At 41.1% G+C, this 16,017-nt stretch carries 15 protein-coding genes; 9 read left to right on the top strand and 6 right to left on the bottom strand.

Features of this window, described 5'->3' with window-relative positions; translation table 11 throughout:
- Nucleotides 1–1,610: 1,610 nt before the first annotated feature.
- Nucleotides 1,611–2,123, bottom strand: a complete 513-nt coding sequence (locus BW724_RS20405; RefSeq protein ID WP_417891447.1) for a cupin domain-containing protein — start codon at nt 2,121–2,123, stop codon at nt 1,611–1,613.
- A gap of 312 nt (nt 2,124–2,435) precedes the next feature.
- On the opposite strand from BW724_RS20405, the gene BW724_RS23815 reads away from it, so the two are divergent.
- From BW724_RS23815 to BW724_RS23810, 3 genes are all read left to right on the top strand, one after another.
- Nucleotides 2,436–3,014: a hypothetical protein gene (locus BW724_RS23815; protein ID WP_176371504.1), complete on the top strand. Its 579-nt coding sequence runs from the start codon at nt 2,436–2,438 to the stop codon at nt 3,012–3,014.
- Nucleotides 3,015–3,112: 98 nt separating this feature from the next.
- On the top strand, nt 3,113–3,775 hold the full coding sequence (locus BW724_RS20395; protein ID WP_176371503.1) for a histidine phosphatase family protein: 663 nt from the start codon (nt 3,113–3,115) through the stop codon (nt 3,773–3,775).
- Between the two features lie 135 nt (nt 3,776–3,910).
- The gene (locus BW724_RS23810; RefSeq protein ID WP_176371502.1) at nt 3,911–4,087 is read left to right on the top strand and encodes a hypothetical protein; all 177 of its coding nucleotides are present in this window, start codon (nt 3,911–3,913) and stop codon (nt 4,085–4,087) included.
- 420 nt (nt 4,088–4,507) lie between these two features.
- Here BW724_RS23810 and BW724_RS20385 read toward each other — a convergent pair whose 3' ends face one another.
- A complete protein-coding gene (locus BW724_RS20385) occupies nt 4,508–7,009 on the bottom strand; it encodes an InlB B-repeat-containing protein (protein ID WP_088076954.1) in 2,502 nt (833 codons plus the stop codon).
- Nucleotides 7,010–8,004: 995 nt separating this feature from the next.
- Between BW724_RS20385 and BW724_RS23805 the strand changes: the two genes are divergently transcribed.
- From BW724_RS23805 to BW724_RS20360, 6 genes are all read left to right on the top strand, one after another.
- Nucleotides 8,005–8,178, top strand: a complete 174-nt coding sequence (locus BW724_RS23805; RefSeq protein ID WP_176371501.1) for a hypothetical protein — start codon at nt 8,005–8,007, stop codon at nt 8,176–8,178.
- Between the two features lie 362 nt (nt 8,179–8,540).
- Nucleotides 8,541–9,779: a hypothetical protein gene (locus tag BW724_RS24390; RefSeq protein WP_088076953.1), complete on the top strand. Its 1,239-nt coding sequence runs from the start codon at nt 8,541–8,543 to the stop codon at nt 9,777–9,779.
- Nucleotides 9,780–10,092: 313 nt separating this feature from the next.
- A complete protein-coding gene (locus BW724_RS20375; RefSeq protein ID WP_088076952.1) occupies nt 10,093–10,743 on the top strand; it encodes an HAD family hydrolase in 651 nt (216 codons plus the stop codon).
- Nucleotides 10,744–11,023: 280 nt separating this feature from the next.
- The gene (locus tag BW724_RS20370) at nt 11,024–11,488 is read left to right on the top strand and encodes a hypothetical protein (RefSeq protein ID WP_088076951.1); all 465 of its coding nucleotides are present in this window, start codon (nt 11,024–11,026) and stop codon (nt 11,486–11,488) included.
- A gap of 188 nt (nt 11,489–11,676) precedes the next feature.
- Complete coding sequence (locus tag BW724_RS20365) at nt 11,677–12,306, top strand: pyridoxamine 5'-phosphate oxidase family protein (protein ID WP_088076950.1); 630 nt, start codon at nt 11,677–11,679, stop codon at nt 12,304–12,306.
- A 204-nt stretch (nt 12,307–12,510) separates the two neighbouring features.
- The gene (locus BW724_RS20360; protein ID WP_088076949.1) at nt 12,511–13,218 is read left to right on the top strand and encodes a nucleotidyltransferase domain-containing protein; all 708 of its coding nucleotides are present in this window, start codon (nt 12,511–12,513) and stop codon (nt 13,216–13,218) included.
- A 273-nt stretch (nt 13,219–13,491) separates the two neighbouring features.
- Here the strand turns inward: BW724_RS20360 and BW724_RS20355 are convergent, their stop codons facing one another.
- The 4 genes from BW724_RS20355 to BW724_RS20340 all read right to left on the bottom strand — a co-directional run bounded on the left by BW724_RS20355 (nt 13,492) and on the right by BW724_RS20340 (nt 16,015).
- Entirely contained in the window at nt 13,492–13,800 is a 309-nt protein-coding gene (locus BW724_RS20355) for a DUF4176 domain-containing protein (protein ID WP_088076948.1), read from the bottom strand.
- A 112-nt stretch (nt 13,801–13,912) separates the two neighbouring features.
- A complete protein-coding gene (locus BW724_RS20350; RefSeq protein WP_176371500.1) occupies nt 13,913–14,590 on the bottom strand; it encodes a DUF443 family protein in 678 nt (225 codons plus the stop codon).
- A gap of 71 nt (nt 14,591–14,661) precedes the next feature.
- Entirely contained in the window at nt 14,662–15,339 is a 678-nt protein-coding gene (locus BW724_RS20345; RefSeq protein ID WP_088076946.1) for a DUF443 family protein, read from the bottom strand.
- A 28-nt stretch (nt 15,340–15,367) separates the two neighbouring features.
- Nucleotides 15,368–16,015 (bottom strand): DUF443 family protein, encoded by a 648-nt coding sequence (locus tag BW724_RS20340; protein ID WP_088076945.1) that lies wholly within the window; start codon nt 16,013–16,015, stop codon nt 15,368–15,370.
- Nucleotides 16,016–16,017 lie beyond the last annotated feature (2 nt).

The raw sequence follows: 16,017 nt of genomic DNA, 5'->3' as shown, positions 1-16,017 counted from the left end.
AACTAACGACAAAACTGACGAGGAATCAAGTAGTACTGTCGTTAGATAGAAGAACTAACGACAAAACTGACGAGGAATCAAGTAGTAATGTCGTTAGATTGAAAGATTAACGACAAAACCCATAAGATATCAAGCAATATTGTCGTTAGATTGAAAGACTAACGACAAAACTGATTAGGGATCAAGCAATACTGTCGTTAGATTGAGAAACTAACGACAAAACTGACGAGGAATCAAGTAGTACTGTCGTTAGATAGAAGAACTAACGACAAAACTGACGAGGAATCAAGTAGTACTGTCGTTAGATAGAAGAACTAACGACAAAACTGACGAGGAATCAAGTAGTACTGTCGTTAGATAGAAGAACTAACGACAAAACTGACGAGGAATCAAGTAGTACTGTCGTTAGATAGAAGAACTAACCACAAAACTGACGAGGAATCAAGTAGTACTGTCGTTAGATTGAGAAACTAACGACAAAACTGACGAGGAATCAAGTAGTAATGTCGTTAGATTGAGAAACTAACGACAAAACTGACGAGGAATCAAGTAGTAATGTCGTTAGATTGAAAGATTAACGACAAAACTGACGAGGGATCAAGCAATATTGTCGTTAGATTTGAAAGAATAACGACAAAACTGACGAGGAATCAAGTAGTAATGTTGTTAGATAGAAGAACTAACGACAAAACCAAGTATGAATCAGGCAATATTGTCGTTAGAATCAAGAACTAACGACAAAACCAAGTATGAATCAGGCAATATTGTCGTTAGAATCAAGAACTAACGACAAAACCAAGTATGAATCAGGCAATATTGTCGTTAGAATCAAGAACTAACGACAAAACCAAGTATGAATCAGGCAATATTGTCGTTAGAATCAAGAACTAACGACAAAACCAAGTATGAATCAGGCAATATTGTCGTTAGAATCAAGAACTAACGACAAAACCAAGTATGAATCAGGCAATATTGTCGTTAGAATCAAGAACTAACGACAAAACCAAGTATGAATCAGGCAATATTGTCGTTAGAATCAAGAACTAACGACAAAACCAAGTATGAATCAGGCAATATTGTCGTTAGAATCAAGAACTAACGACAAAACCAAGTATGAATCAGGCAATATTGTCGTTAGAATCAAGAACTAACGACAAAACCAAGTATGAATCAGGCAATATTGTCGTTAGAATCAAGAACTAACGACAAAACCAAGTATGAATCAGGCAATATTGTCGTTAGAATCAAGAACTAACGACAAAACCAAGTATGAATCAGGCAATATTGTCGTTAGAATCAAAAACTAACGACAAAACCAAGTAGTAATCAGGCAATATTGTCGTTAGAACCAAGAACTAACGACAAAACCAAGTATGAATCAGGCAATATTGTCGTTAGAACCAAGAACTAACGACAAAACCAAGCAAAACCAAGCTAAATTTGTCGTCAAACTGAAAACGTGTATGTATTGGAGGATAAAACTTCAACCTTGATGCCGGGTTCTTCCGATAAAAGTCACCATAAAGCTAAAGACTGTTCTATAGCTAAAGACGGTTCTTGTGATCACAACGCACTGTGAACGCAAGAACCGTCCCTCCGTTTACCTCCGTTTACGCCCCTGCGTCTGCCTTTGTTGGATGTACTGTCCCAGCTGGGTGTTCAGGTGGTGCATAGATCGAATATAGTTTTAGTGGAGTTTGACCATAGTTTACGACGTTGTGCCACTTTCCTGCTGGGATAAAGATGGCAGAGCCATCGGTAACATGTTTTTCGAAATCATACTTATTTTTTTCATCACCCATAAAAACGAGGCCGTGGCCTTGCTCAATCCGAATGAACTGATCATGGTCGTTGTGAATCTCGAGACCGATATCGTCGCCAGGATTAATGCTCATGAGCGTTAGTTGCAAATTTTCCCCTGTCCACAAAGCGGTACGATATGTTTGATTCTGCATGGTCGCCTGCTCAATATTCACAGTAAATGGCTCTGGGCCGTAATCCTTCATCTCCGCAGCATGCCCGCCATCTTCAGGAGTTCGGGCATGGGAAAAATGTGGCATATTCCCCTGAGGATATCCCCAATAAGGATATGGATACATGTTATAATTACCATATTGATACATATTTAGGGGCTGGGCAGATGCCTGCGGATGGTAGGGATATAGATTCTGATAATAGTAGCCAAGATACATATTCTTCAATCCTTTCATTGATTATAAGCTATCGTATGTAGCGTTATTTGGTGTTGTGCCTAAACGGAGGGACGGATCTCCCGTTCACACACCAGCGTTCACACACCAGCCGGCACCAGCGATCAGAACCAATCAAACGATCAATCACCAATCAAGCGATCAGAACCAATCAAACGATCAGATACCAGCCGGCACCAGCGATCAGAACCAATCAAACGTTCACACACCAAAGGAGGTAATCGTATGGCAATAAATTACAAGCAGTGCCCAAATTGCAATTCTAGGAACGTGGTCAACATCATTTACGGACTGCCGACACACGAGGCGATGAAGGACGCTGAGGCGGGGAAGTTCATGCTCGGCGGCTGCTGCGTCGAGATGGATAGTCCCGATTATCATTGCAACAGCTGCGGCAACGAATGGACGAAGAACGAGGCCATTGACAGAGCTTATGAAAAAATTAATCGTGTCATCGCAACGGTGGGAGGATATTTCGGCCCAAGTTATCACGTTGAAATAGATTTAGAAGCAGAAGAAGTTTCATGGAGTAAGAGTGAGGGCGAGGGCATCTGGCAACCCCCAATCACCAAGCCTATTACCGATGCCGAGGCGAAAACTTTTATGTTTAATTTGCAATGGGCGGACCTCCTAAACTGGAAAAAAGAGTATCCCAATCCAGGTGTTATGGACGGCACCCACTGGCAAGTAGAATTAGTGCGCGAAGGAAGAAACATCAAAAAGCACGGCGATAACAACTACCCAGAAGGCTGGGACATGTTTTGCACAACGATCAAAGAGTTGACAGGAAGAGAGTTTTCGTAGATTCCAGTGTGGTTTGGTTAGTGCAATTAGGTGAAGCAATGTTAGTCCGCAATTCTTTCTATATTAGATCCAAGAGAATGTGGGGGAGGAGGCAAAAAATGCTGACTATATATCTAACTCGTCACGGGGAGACCCAATGGAATTTAGAAAATCGCCTTCAAGGTTCAAAGGATTCACCACTAACAGAGAAGGGTGCCACAAGTGCAACCAAGCTAGGTAAACGCCTGAAAGACACACATTTCAGCGCCATTTACTCGAGTCCGAGCGGTAGAGCTGTTCAAACTGCTCAATACATAAATGCACATCAACCCGCTAAAAATACGCCAATCATCACCATCAAAGATTTGCAAGAACTCCATTTCGGGGAGTGGGAAGGCAAGACCAAGGACGAGATCGGGATTACGGAAAACCAGAATAATTTAGGAAGACACAACAATACGCCAAATCATCGGACCGAGTTCCAAAATTTTTGGGAGGAGCCTCACCTCTATAACCACGAACCACATCAGGGTGAAAGCTTAGTAGCATTCAAACAGCGCGTAGAGACTGCTGTGCGAAAAATCATGTCGGAGAACCTAAACGGGAATATACTCATTGTGACTCACGCCGTTGTAATAAAGGCAATCATGTCTTTTACGATGGATATCCCGACGGAACGAATGTGGGACGGACCATTTATTCATGGAACCAGCCTAACCATCATCAAGTGGGACGGCAACCAGTTTAAATATGAAATCCTAGGCGACACCACCCATTTGTAAACGCAGGGACGGTTCTCCCGTTTACGAAATACGAAACAGAAGAAACGCAGGGACGGTTCTCCCGTTTACGAAATAGAAAACAAAGCAAAAATCTACTAATCTCATCAAAATCAACTAAAATAAAGGAGGGATTCTATGGACGATCAAGGTTGGCACAAATCCATGTCAGATGGAAAGAGGGACGCCGCTTATGGCGAAAGGAAGTCAGGGGAACCAACAAACAAAGGGCCATCGCAAAGGAAATCTGCAATTATATCTTTGCTAGTATTAGCCACAATCGCTTCGGTCATCTGGATCATATTCTCAATATAAGTAGGATCAACGACAGTACATCATGATTGTGATTGAGGAGTTAGCCGCAGAATTAATATCATCGATCAAACAACTAATCTACCAAATACCATACATACAACACAACTAATCAATCCCACCAATCCGCCACTCACACAACACACAACACACCATCGAAAACCACCCAATCACCCAACCACACAACCCAATCCAACCCAACAATCAAAAAAAGAAGGGAATGAGTTGCTTCATAACGAAAGCAACCTCATTCCCTTCCTCAATTTCTACCTTTATAAAATGGCTATAGCAAGCATGCATGCAGGCCAATGCTGCGGTGAGCGCCGGGAGAACTACTGCCATATGCTCAGGCAGGCCTCTGGCGTGAACGGAAGAACCGTCCCCGCGTTCACACCCGCGCCCGCAACCTACAACCAACGCAAATTACTCTTCGTCTTCAGCCTTCTTCCTAAACTCAGCTAATATATTTCTACCTCCATTAACAGTAAACTCAGGATCTGTTTTTCTAGGATTATCTTCCGAGATACCAGTCCAACCAGCAAACTCCCAGTCTTCATTAACTGTCACGTTAAATCGAATCCTAGTACCTGGAGCAAAAGTTGTACCCGATTGACTTATAGTTGTTTCTTTCCAATCACCAGATCCATCGTTCACAAGAGCTGTCACAGTACCACCTTGAGAGTTTTCCACAGTTAAGCTTATATTGTGTCCACTCTCCACAAACACTGCTTCCACCGTCATGTCCTTCTCCATCTTCACATCGATCGAAGCCGACGAGCCAGAAACATCACCAGCCCAGCGCTCAAACTGCCAACCATCATTAGGAACAGCCGTCAAAGTGACAGAGTCACCCTTGTCAAAACTATCCCCGTCAGAAGCGCCAGAAATACTTCCATTACCAGAAGTAGCCAACGACAACTTCGCAGAACCGCCGATAGAAACACCGTCAGGCTCGCGTTCTTCGAAGACAGCCGTTAAATTTTTATCCCGATCCATAACGACCGAAATCTCAGCGTCCTCCGCAGCGCCACTTGGAACATCACCAGTCCAGCGTACGAAAACCCACTCCGCATTATTGCGCGCCCGCAAAGTCACCGACTCACCATCAGCATAGCGAGACTTCAACTCAGACGGACTCGGCTCAACCGTACCGCCACCATCAACGCTCACCGATAACGAATGACCCTCCTGCTCAAACACAGCCTGGAAAGTCTTATTATTGTTCATGAGCAACTCAGTCGGGTTTTCCGAACCAGTCAAGTCACCACGCCACTCCACGAACACCCAGCCATCAGCAGGTACGGCCGAAACACCGACAACACTATTGCCGACATAAGTGTCCTCATTCGGCGTCAACACAACACGCCCCTCACCAGAAACAGAATACGAAATCCGATTCCCTTCCCGATTGATGACGATATGAATTTCCGCGTCCACGTGACCGTCCGAGATGACGACCGTTTCAATACCACCCTCTTCAGCCAAAAACTCGTATGTGAAAGGGTCAACCTCAGTCAACACACCTAAACCGCGGTCAAGACGCCAAGAAGGAGCGAAATCCTCCATCGGCTCGTCGTTGTAATCCACGCCCGAAACCGACATCACCGTGCTCTCCCCGATCGTCAAGTCGATGTCGCGCTCACCCTCGACAACAATCTCCTTCAACAACTGCTCCCGGACCTCGACATCCGCCGCGAGCTCAATGAGCCCGACCGATGCCGTGATAGATGTAGCACCAACACTTTCGGCGGAAAAATAAGCAGCTTCGCTTAACTCTTCCCCATCGTGACCATTATCCGAAGAATCACTATCCGAAGCGGAATCATCACTGTTTTCATCCCCAGTGGCAACCGCCGCCTCATCGGCGTCGACGCCATCATCACCAACTACGCCACCAGCCTCAGCGCTGGTATCAGACCCTGCTTCGTCACTCGCGTCACCCTCACCGCCGTCAGCACCGTCAGCGCCAACGCCGTCAGCACTCGCGTCTCCAGCACCTTCTCCGTCGCCGCCGTCTACACCAGCCTCGCCGTCACCAATGAGCCCTTCTTCTTCCAGTCTTTCCCTATATTCAATTAACCCAATTTCCTCATCTTCAACAACCCAGTCCGCCGCCACTTCAATGACGCGGCCATGCTCGTCCTCCCAGATCACGTCAACCACACGGTCAAACCCAACCTGCAATAACAGCGGTCGCACCGTCTCGTCACCGTAAACTGTCGCATCGCCCAGACCACCATCGGCATCTCCAGCTTCACCAGTCGCCCCATCGTCTCCGCCATCAGCTGAATCGGCCTCGCCGTCGGACCCTTCACCAGATTCAGCATCTGCTGAATCACCGCTGACACCATCTCCGCCAGCTTCTTCACCCTCACCAGCGTCCATTTCATCGGCATCGTCACTATATCCATCACCAATGCCCTCGTCGATACCAAGCCCAAAGTCATCTTCCCTCACGACAACCCTCGTGCCAGAAATGTACAAGTTTTCCCGTAACTCCTCAAGCTGCGAGTCTAGCTCTGGGTGCTCCGTCTGCAGAACCCCGTCACTCGTAGTCAACACCGCCGACTCGATTTTTCCAAGATAAACATAATGATCCGAGAGATTGAGATAGTAGGACGGCTGATCAGGGTCAAGCGCAATCCCCTCTAGCAAAACCTGCTCCTCCAGATCATATTGCTCCGTTGCAAAATAGCTCAACGCCAAACCAAGGCGGGCTTGTACAAAAAATTCGTCCTCCTCCAGAATCTCCGTGTACAACACAATCGCCTCGTCAAACTCCCCAGCCTGATAGTGCGCGTCCGCCTGCGCCAGCTTCCTCTCCAAGCCACTAGCACTAACCAACTGATAGGCGAAAACCCCTATCAAAATCAAAAGGACAGCACCCAAACTTCCTGCAATGATGAGTTTCTTCTTCGTATCCATGATTTCATCCTTCCCCCGACAAATTGCTCTCTTCTAATTGATTGTATGAACTGATATGAAAATATGATAGCTCGTTTCTAAAACCATTATAAACACAATTACATGCTATTGGAATAGTAAACACGCGAACCGCCTGTGTTTTTGTTGCTGCGCCAGTTAGCTAGATCGCTTCTAATGATTCTTGTCTATTTGTTTGGGAAAACATAGGTCGTTTCCGTTCTAATATATGTATGTGAGCTGTGGGCAGATCCGATCTCACCGAACCCCGTCCGTCCTTCCACCTTTTGGGACCTGATGAGGTAGAAATCACTTGGAATTCTGTTGGTCCTTATACCATATGGAGGTCGATCCGTTACGAAATCTTTAACCCCCCCAAACCCACAAAAAAAAAACCGAATCTCATACCTGATCAGGCCCGATCCAGTACGAGATCACAGAAACCTCGAATCTCATACCTTCGATCCGGTACGAAATCTAGAGAAACCCCGAATCTCATACCAGATCAAGGGCCGATTAGGTATGAAATCACAAAAAAACCGAATCTCATACCAGATCAAGAAACCCCTACATAAACTCCTTATCATATTTCATAGCAGGCTTATAATAATGAAGGAAAACAAAATAAAATAACTTAATAATTACCTTTTTTAGAAAAAGCATCAGTTCACATATCTCAGAGTCACTTTTCCATTAAATAATGTTTACCTCCTTAAAAATGAGGGTATTACATAAACATACAGCAAGCTAATGTTTCAGAAGTAACGTAACATAAGAACAACTAAAACAAACATATATAACGTACAGTTAAATCCAACAATTACAATCACAACCTTCAAATCCAACTTATCCAACCAATGTTTCAACTCAAGTATCAATCCAAAAGTACCGTTGATCCAACTTTAACTCACCAAACTCTCTCACAAATCAAGAGCTAAATAGTTCAGTTTAACAATGCAATTAAGTGTACTTAAGTCAATCAAAGGGAGGGAATTTTGATGACAAAAATCAAAGTCGAATTCCACAATATCTTAAGTGACTTTTACATTTATCGATCGTCGAAATCCAAATCTGAACTAAAAAGAGCGCAATACTATCAAAAAGCCTTTCTCCATAACAAGAAATATTTGAACCACCTTTATTTAAAAACTATGAAGAACCAGTCCGTATAATTAGATACTCCCATAACCCATTCCCTATTTATATAGATGAAATGAGGCCTCTTACCCCATGAGAGGCCTCATTCTTTTGTCTTCAGACCATTTCGCTGGGGTGAACAAGGGGACGGTTCTTGCGTTTAAAATTGTCAAACAATTCTAAACGCAAGAACCGTCATCTTTTTTGTTACCAGGTAATGTTGCGCGTCTGCAACATTACCTGGTAACTCAAGGGTTATATTTCACATACCAAGCCGAACCCCTTGATACATAAGGAATTCGTAAATTTGGTTGCGCGCAACATTACCAGCTAACAGGATAATCTCAACGCACTTAGTAAATAATACCTCTGATTATATTTACTGGAGGAAGGGAACATGGATAATTTCCAGAATACAAACAAGGCAAGACGCTACAAGGCTCATGTAAGTATTTTTGGAACAACGCAGCTTCACCAGAGAAACCCTTGGACAATTGCTATGTGGTCAGTTGCATTCCCAGGATTTGGACACTTCCTCTTGAATAAATTCTTTAGAGGTTTTGCTTTATTTATATGGGAAATTTACATTAACCAAATCACTAATCTTAATCATGCGATAGTACATACATTCACGGGTAACTTTGAACTTGCAAAGGAAGTTTTAGATGTAAGAATGATCCTAATGTATATTCCCGTTTATCTTTTTGCGATATGGGATAGTTATCGAACTACCGTGGATATGAATAACATTTACAAGCTAGCCAAAAGGGAGGACGCTCAGTTTAATTCATTTTCAATAGGAGCATTCGAAATAAATTATTTGGATAAAAGAAACCCTATCATGGCTATGTTATGGGCAATGACTATTCCGAGCATTGGACAGCTTTATACTCACAGAATTGTCCTTGCTGGATTTACGCTTATATGGACTGCTGTTTTCATATACTATTCACGGTTTCTCGAGGCATTTATATATTTGTTAAATGGAGATGTTGTTCTGTCCAATGCAGTCTTAGATCCACAATGGCTATTATACATTCCTTCCTTTTACGCCTTCACAATTTATGATTCTTACATAGGTGCTGTAGAGAATAATAAATTATTTGAAGATGAGCAGCGGAAGTATTTAAAGAGCCATTACCAGAATTATAATTTTAATTATAAAAAAGTAAGTAAGGTGGGGAACATGCAGATATTTGCTACCTTTGAGCATTCCAACTATTTAGAACTGGCAATAACTGAATTAGAGGAAAACGGTATAGAAAACATAGTAGCTATTCCTTTGAAAAATAGAACTGAGGAGCGAAAACTCTTTGATAATCTCCACCAATCAGATGGAGTTTCCTTCTTATCAAAAGGGTTGATACTCGCTTTTCTCTTTTCAACTGTCGGTGCCAGCATAGGATTTGTGTTGGAATGGGGCCCTATCGTTTGGGGGCTCATCGGAGCCGGGAGTGGGATAGTCTTAGGTTTTGCAATTGATTTTTTTGTGAAAAAAGTAGTTAAGCGAAAACAACGCGTTTTAAGAGGGAAAAACTCGGAAGTTATTCTTATTGTAGAATGTGAGCAACATCAGAAGAGCCACGTAGAAAGCATACTTTGGAACCAACTAGCCCTAGGCGTATCCGAACTATAGTAAACACGGGGACGGTTCTTGCGTTCACAATTGTTCGACAATTGTGAACGCAAGAACCGTCATCTTTTTTTAAAACTGAATTTCAATCCTTCGAACTTCTTTGAGTTACCAGGTAATGTTGCGCACGTCCAACATTACTACTTCGTTACCAGGTAACTCAGATGTTATATTTCACATACCAAAGGCAAACCGTTGATACATAAGGATTACGTAAATTTGGTTAAAGGCAACATTACCAGTTAACAAAGGAAGGTAACGTAAAGGAGAGCTGATGTGGTAAAATGGGTTCAACTTTTCAAACTAGGGGGATGGCATGCAAACTTACAAACTAATTCTATTTGATTTGGACGGTACACTATCAGATCCAAAAGTCGGAATTACCAAATCGGTTCAATACGCATTATGTAAAATGGGGATTGAGGATCCTGATTTGGATAAACTAGAATGTTTCATTGGTCCGCCATTGCAGGATTCGTTTAAAGAATATTACGGTTTTGATGAAGAACAAACACAAAAAGCAATAGAATTGTATAGGGAAAGATTTGTAGATAAAGGAATGTTTGAGAATGAGCTGTACCCTAATATTCCCTCCCTTTTGAAACAACTCAAAGAGCAGGGATCTACTCTAATTGTGGCAACCTCTAAACCTACCATTTTTGCAGAAAAAATAATGAGTTATTTCGAGATTAAGCATTATTTCGAACATGTAGTGGGCAGCAACCTTGATGGAACTAGGGTGGCAAAAACTGAAATTATACAATACATACTAGACAAGTACAGAGATCAAAAACGTGATGACTTCATCATGATCGGTGATAGAAAGCATGATATTATTGGGGCAAATAACACAAAAATTGCTTCCATTGGAGTGACATATGGTTATGGAACACGTGATGAACTACAACAGACTAGCCCAACCCATATTGTTGACAGTGTTGAGCAGCTAAAAAAACTCTTAATGTGAACATGGGGACGGTTCTTGCGTTTACAATTGTTTGACAATTGTAAATGCAAGAACCGTCTTCTTTTTTAAACTGAATTTCAATCCTTCGGACTTCTTTGAGTTACCAGGTAACTCAAAGGTTATATTTCACATACCAAGCCAACCACCTTGGTACATAAGGAATTCTTAAATTTGGTCAAGCGCAACATTACCAGGTAACGTAAAAGGGTGGTATGATAAAGGAAAACTTTTACAATCGAAACTCGGACGTGAAATACTCTATTGAAGTAGGTGGCTCAAGATGAATTGGACCGAACTGAAGAATCAAAGTGACATTGATAAGCTCTTACATACCTTTGGTGGCTTTCATGATAGTTGCTTGAAGGAATTACACATGTGGACAGGAACCTATGTCGAACAGAACTTTGGCATGTGTTTCCCTCGCGATTTAGGTTCAGATACAAATGCGAGAGTCTTGTTCCAAAGGCAGTGGCCTAATCCTGCAGCCATTGAATTATTGTTTGAAGGCGTGACAAAAATTCAGATAGTCCCACCTCCAGCCGAATATCTTCCACTTATTTTTGACGCACAAATAGTGCTCCACAACGATCAATTCCACTGGACAGACAACGATGAATGGAAGACAGGCCAAGCGTACTCGGAATCTATCAATCTAATAGCATCAAAAGGGCTGAAGTGGCGCGACGTAAGCGAATGGTTGGGAAAACAGAACAGATATGGTGTCATCAATGAAGAAAATTGCTAGACTAATTACACGAAGGAATGATAGGCACTTTACTATTTTTTAATCTTTACGTTACCAGGTAACTCAAGGGTTATATTTCACATACTAAGCCGAACCCCTTGATACATAAGGGATCCGGAAATTTGGCCAAGGGCAAAGTTACCAGGTAACGTACCAGGTAACGTATCGGAAAGGCGGTGTAGTTTTTTATGAAAAACTTTAAAAATACAATTGAAACGGAAGACGAGCTACGAGCTCTTATCGGTACACCGAGTGAGTTGGTACAAAACAAAGTGATTACCCATCTTGATCACAATTGCGTTGACTTCATCTCCAAATCGCCATTTCTCGTCATTTCCACCTCAGATGCCCGCGGCTATGGCGATGTTTCGCCGAGGGGAGATCAGCCCGGATTTGTCCAAGTGTTAAACGAAAATCAACTAGTTATCCCTGAACGTCCTGGAAACAAGAGGGCAGATACGCTGCGGAACATTCTAGAAAATCCGAGGGTTGGATTACTGTTTTTTATTCCCGGCCTGGGGGAGACGCTGCGAGTTAACGGCAGAGCAACGCTAGTGACGGACGAAGATGTACTCGCTCAAATGGCTGTGAAGGGGAAAAATCCATGGCTAGGCATAAGCGTGGAGGTGGAGGAATGCTTCATTCATTGCGCAAAGGCCTTCAAGCGGTCAGGATTGTGGGACGTTGACACATGGGCGGAGAAAACATCTTTGCCATCTGCTGCAAAAATCATATTTGAACACGCCAAACTACCAAATACGACTGAGGAATCTATCAAAACAAGTCTAGAAGAAAGCTATGCAAGAAGGCTTTACTAAAGCGAAATAACTGGCGAACTAAACTCGAACTCGAAAATTTTGTTTATCGCTGCGCTTCCATTGAGTTACCTGGTAACTCTGTTAAGTTCAGGTAACTCAACAAAACAAAAGCACATCAACTAGCGAGAACCCTTATTTATAGCCTTTTTTGGAATGTTGCACACGCACAACATTACCAGTTAACGAAAGAAAGGAGTTAACCAAATGCCGAAACTTGACCCAACCCAAGCTGCTATTCAGTTCGTAAATAAGAACTTTCCTGACTGCCAAGGGGCTTTGCTTGCTGGAAGTGTTGTCCGCGGCCAAGCTACCGAGACGTCTGACCTAGACATCGTTGTTTTTGACGATATGCTTCCATCTTCCTATCGAGAGTCACTCAAGGAATTTGATTGGCCCATTGAGGTTTTTGCCCACAATTCAACATCATACAAAGACTTTTTCAAAAGCGATGTGGAGAGGGCGAGGCCATCTATGCCGCGAATGGTTTCAGAGGGGATCATTATCAAGGACGAAGGTGTCATCGGTCCTATAAAAACTGAGGCGAAAGAGTTGCTAGAACAAGGCCCTGCACCTTGGTCGGAGAAGACAATTGAACTCAAGCGATATTTCCTCACAGATGCTCTAGATGATTTTATTGGCTGCAAAAATCGAGCCGAGGGAATCTTCATTGCAAACACACTTGCAGAGGGCGTGAGTGAATTTGTATTAAGGACCAATCGCCAATGGCAGGGGTCCTCAAAATGGGTGATCCGTTCCCTGAAGGATTATGACGAAGACTTCGCAGATAAATTCGTAGAAGCTTTTGATGAATTTTATAGATATGGGGAAAAAGACAAAGTGGTAGTCCTTGTAGATGAGGTTTTAAAGCCATTCGGAGGTCGCCTGTTTGAGGGGTTTTCATTGGGGAGATGAACATGGGGAGATTAACATGGGGACGGTTCTTGCGTTTACAATTGTCAAACAATTTTAAACGCAAGAACCGTTTTCTTTGTTTGGCATTACATTAGTTACCAGGTAATGTTGCGCAATTGCAACATATTCCACTACACCGTTACCCACTAAGTTACCAGGTAACTCAACATGTATTTTTCACGTACCAAAGCAAACCCCTTGATACAGAAGGGGTGAGGAGATTTGGTTAAGCGCAACATTACCAGTTAACTAAAAGTTAACTAAAAAATATTATCACCCGTTATTTAACGGTTCAACAATTTTCCCCTTAACATAATTACCTTTGTTTTCTTCTTTCCAATCATCAAATAACTTCTGGAATCGTTGTTCTTCCTCATCTTGAAAACCTTCAAATATCACTTCGTCAATATTTTCATGGTTAAAGTAGAAGACATTTTCATGAACTAAGCCCTGCGGGTAAAAGCACGCGGAGTAATCAAACATTCTATTTTCACCTTCTACTTCAAGAATCGGCCCCCTATTCATGATCATCAATTTACTTGTTCCTTCTTTTAAATACACGATTGAACCAATTGGTAGCATACTTGTGCACCCTTTCTAGATTTTTATTTTTTAAAAATATCGCATTAGCTGCGCATCTGAGAAGTCATTGGTTTAGCTAAGAGTATAGGTAACAAGAACGTTGTACTTACATTTAAACTTCCTTCTTGAGTAAAGGAGTCCCTTTCTTTTTTTCCTTAAATTTAACTGTAGTATGGCCAATCAATACAGTCATTACATTAACAACAAATAATAATAATAAAAACATAGTAGCAACAATGATGGGAACTAAATGCCCTTCAAAAATAAATACGATAAAAAATAGAACACTAACCCCTAAGGAAAACACATACATAGAGAAACACTTAAGAAAATGCTTTAGTGACATTGGCCTAATCCATAATTGCTTTTGTGAGGATTCATCTAAAGGGAGTACTTGGTAAAGTTTACGTTTATTTCTATAACTAAAATATGCGCGTAGTCCAAACATTAAAAAAAGTACCGTCCCAACAATAATGATGTTAAACATGAGCGAACTTTCAAGATCCATGTAATCTGTCAAAGTTGTTAACATGTTTCCTAAGGCAATTCCAATCCCAGCTGTGAAAAATAGGCTTACATTTTTTTTAGATGAATGAATCTTAGGGATTTTAAAATGTTTATTGAATTCCTCTTCATCTACCAAATAGACTTTATGAGGAACCATCCATGTTAAAAATGGAATGAGAATATACCATATGGACTTACTCATATCTAAAATGTAGGTCTGTCCTTCTATTTTCAGAGTTCTAAATCTTGGATTACGATACACTGGTTGTACTTCACATTTCATCCGCATCGACCACACTTAATTAATTATAGTCACATCAACTTACCCCTAATTTAACTAAATCCATAATCTCCTCATTGATAAATCTGATTATTATATTGTTTGTTCGTTTTCTTGAATTTCACTTTAGTAGTAGTTCCATCACCTACAAATACAGCGTTAATAACTAATAATAAAAACGATAATATACTCGCAAAAAAGATAAACAATAAATTCCCCTCTGTAATAAACAGCACAAACATAGCAATAAAAAACGCTAAAAAGACTATATACATAGAAGATGCTAGAAGAAAGTGTTTAACTGATTTAGGTCTAATCCAAATTCGCTCAGTTGAGAGTAACCTTGGTGCAATCAATTGATTGAATTTATTTTTATTCCGATTACTTAAAACGAAACGTACTATAATGATGAGTGTCATTACTAGACCTGCAATGATACCGTTCAACAACATCGTACTCTGAATATAAAAATAATCAGTCAATGCAGTAAGGAAATTTCCTAAAGCTATACCAATTGCCCCAGTTAACAAAATACTTATGTTATTTTTGGGCGGGTTTTTGTCTAAAAGTTGTAGCTTTTGATTGAGTTCATTTTCATCAACCCTATAAATAGTATTAGGGACGATCCATGTTAAAAAAGGAAATATTATATTCCATATGGATTGACTCAAATCTAAAGTATAGGTTTGACCTTCAATCTTTAAGATTCTAAATCTAGTATTATGTTTAACCTTTTGAAATTCACAATTCATCGAAATTACCACCCTCGATTCAAAAGGTTCACTTTTTTTCCTTAAATTTAACTGTAGTATGGCCTGGCAATACTGTCATTATATTAACGAGTAACACTGCAATGAAAAAAATAGTCGCAACAATGATAGGGACTAAATGCCCCTCATGAATAAATACGATAAAAAACAATACAGTAACTCCTAAGGAAAATACATATATAAAGAAACATTTAAGAAAATGCTTTAGTGACATTGGTCTAATCCATATCTGTTCTTGTATGTTACCTTCTAAGGGGAGTGCATGATAAAATTTTTGTTTATATCCATGACTTAGATATGCACAGAGTCCAAACCCTAATAAAATTATCACTACGACAATAATGATGTTAAGCATGAGCGAACTTTCAAGATCCATGTAATCTGACAAAGGTGTTAACATGTTTCCTAAGGCAATTCCAATCCCAGCAGTGAAAAGTAGGCTCACATTTTTTTTAGATGTATTAATCTTAGGGATTTTAAAATGTTTATTTATTTCCACTTCATCCACCAAATAGACTTTATGAGGAACAATCCATGTTAAAAATGGAATGAGAATATACCATATGGATTTGGTCATATCTAAAATGTAGGTCTGTTCCTCTATTTTTAAAATTCTAAATCTTGGATTTCGATATACTGGCCGTACTTCACACTTCATAT

Origin of the sequence: Litchfieldia alkalitelluris (genome assembly GCF_002153425.1) — a bacterium.
GTDB classification, from domain to species: Bacteria; Bacillota; Bacilli; order Bacillales; family Salisediminibacteriaceae; genus Evansella; species Evansella alkalicola.
This window is presented reverse-complemented; position numbering and strand designations above follow the sequence as displayed.

What these genes read in the sequence shown, in the direction of transcription:
- BW724_RS20405 (WP_417891447.1), bottom strand. Translation starts at nt 2,123, where the DNA reads ATGTATCAATATGGTAATTATAACATGTATCCATATCCTTATTGGGGA.
- BW724_RS23815 (WP_176371504.1), top strand. Translation starts at nt 2,436, where the DNA reads ATGGCAATAAATTACAAGCAGTGCCCAAATTGCAATTCTAGGAACGTG.
- BW724_RS20395 (WP_176371503.1), top strand. Translation starts at nt 3,113, where the DNA reads ATGCTGACTATATATCTAACTCGTCACGGGGAGACCCAATGGAATTTA.
- BW724_RS23810 (WP_176371502.1), top strand. Translation starts at nt 3,911, where the DNA reads ATGGACGATCAAGGTTGGCACAAATCCATGTCAGATGGAAAGAGGGAC.
- BW724_RS20385 (WP_088076954.1), bottom strand. Translation starts at nt 7,009, where the DNA reads ATGGATACGAAGAAGAAACTCATCATTGCAGGAAGTTTGGGTGCTGTC.
- BW724_RS23805 (WP_176371501.1), top strand. Translation starts at nt 8,005, where the DNA reads ATGACAAAAATCAAAGTCGAATTCCACAATATCTTAAGTGACTTTTAC.
- BW724_RS24390 (WP_088076953.1), top strand. Translation starts at nt 8,541, where the DNA reads ATGGATAATTTCCAGAATACAAACAAGGCAAGACGCTACAAGGCTCAT.
- BW724_RS20375 (WP_088076952.1), top strand. Translation starts at nt 10,093, where the DNA reads ATGCAAACTTACAAACTAATTCTATTTGATTTGGACGGTACACTATCA.
- BW724_RS20370 (WP_088076951.1), top strand. Translation starts at nt 11,024, where the DNA reads ATGAATTGGACCGAACTGAAGAATCAAAGTGACATTGATAAGCTCTTA.
- BW724_RS20365 (WP_088076950.1), top strand. Translation starts at nt 11,677, where the DNA reads ATGAAAAACTTTAAAAATACAATTGAAACGGAAGACGAGCTACGAGCT.
- BW724_RS20360 (WP_088076949.1), top strand. Translation starts at nt 12,511, where the DNA reads ATGCCGAAACTTGACCCAACCCAAGCTGCTATTCAGTTCGTAAATAAG.
- BW724_RS20355 (WP_088076948.1), bottom strand. Translation starts at nt 13,800, where the DNA reads ATGCTACCAATTGGTTCAATCGTGTATTTAAAAGAAGGAACAAGTAAA.
- BW724_RS20350 (WP_176371500.1), bottom strand. Translation starts at nt 14,590, where the DNA reads ATGAAATGTGAAGTACAACCAGTGTATCGTAATCCAAGATTTAGAACT.
- BW724_RS20345 (WP_088076946.1), bottom strand. Translation starts at nt 15,339, where the DNA reads ATGAATTGTGAATTTCAAAAGGTTAAACATAATACTAGATTTAGAATC.
- BW724_RS20340 (WP_088076945.1), bottom strand. Translation starts at nt 16,015, where the DNA reads ATGAAGTGTGAAGTACGGCCAGTATATCGAAATCCAAGATTTAGAATT.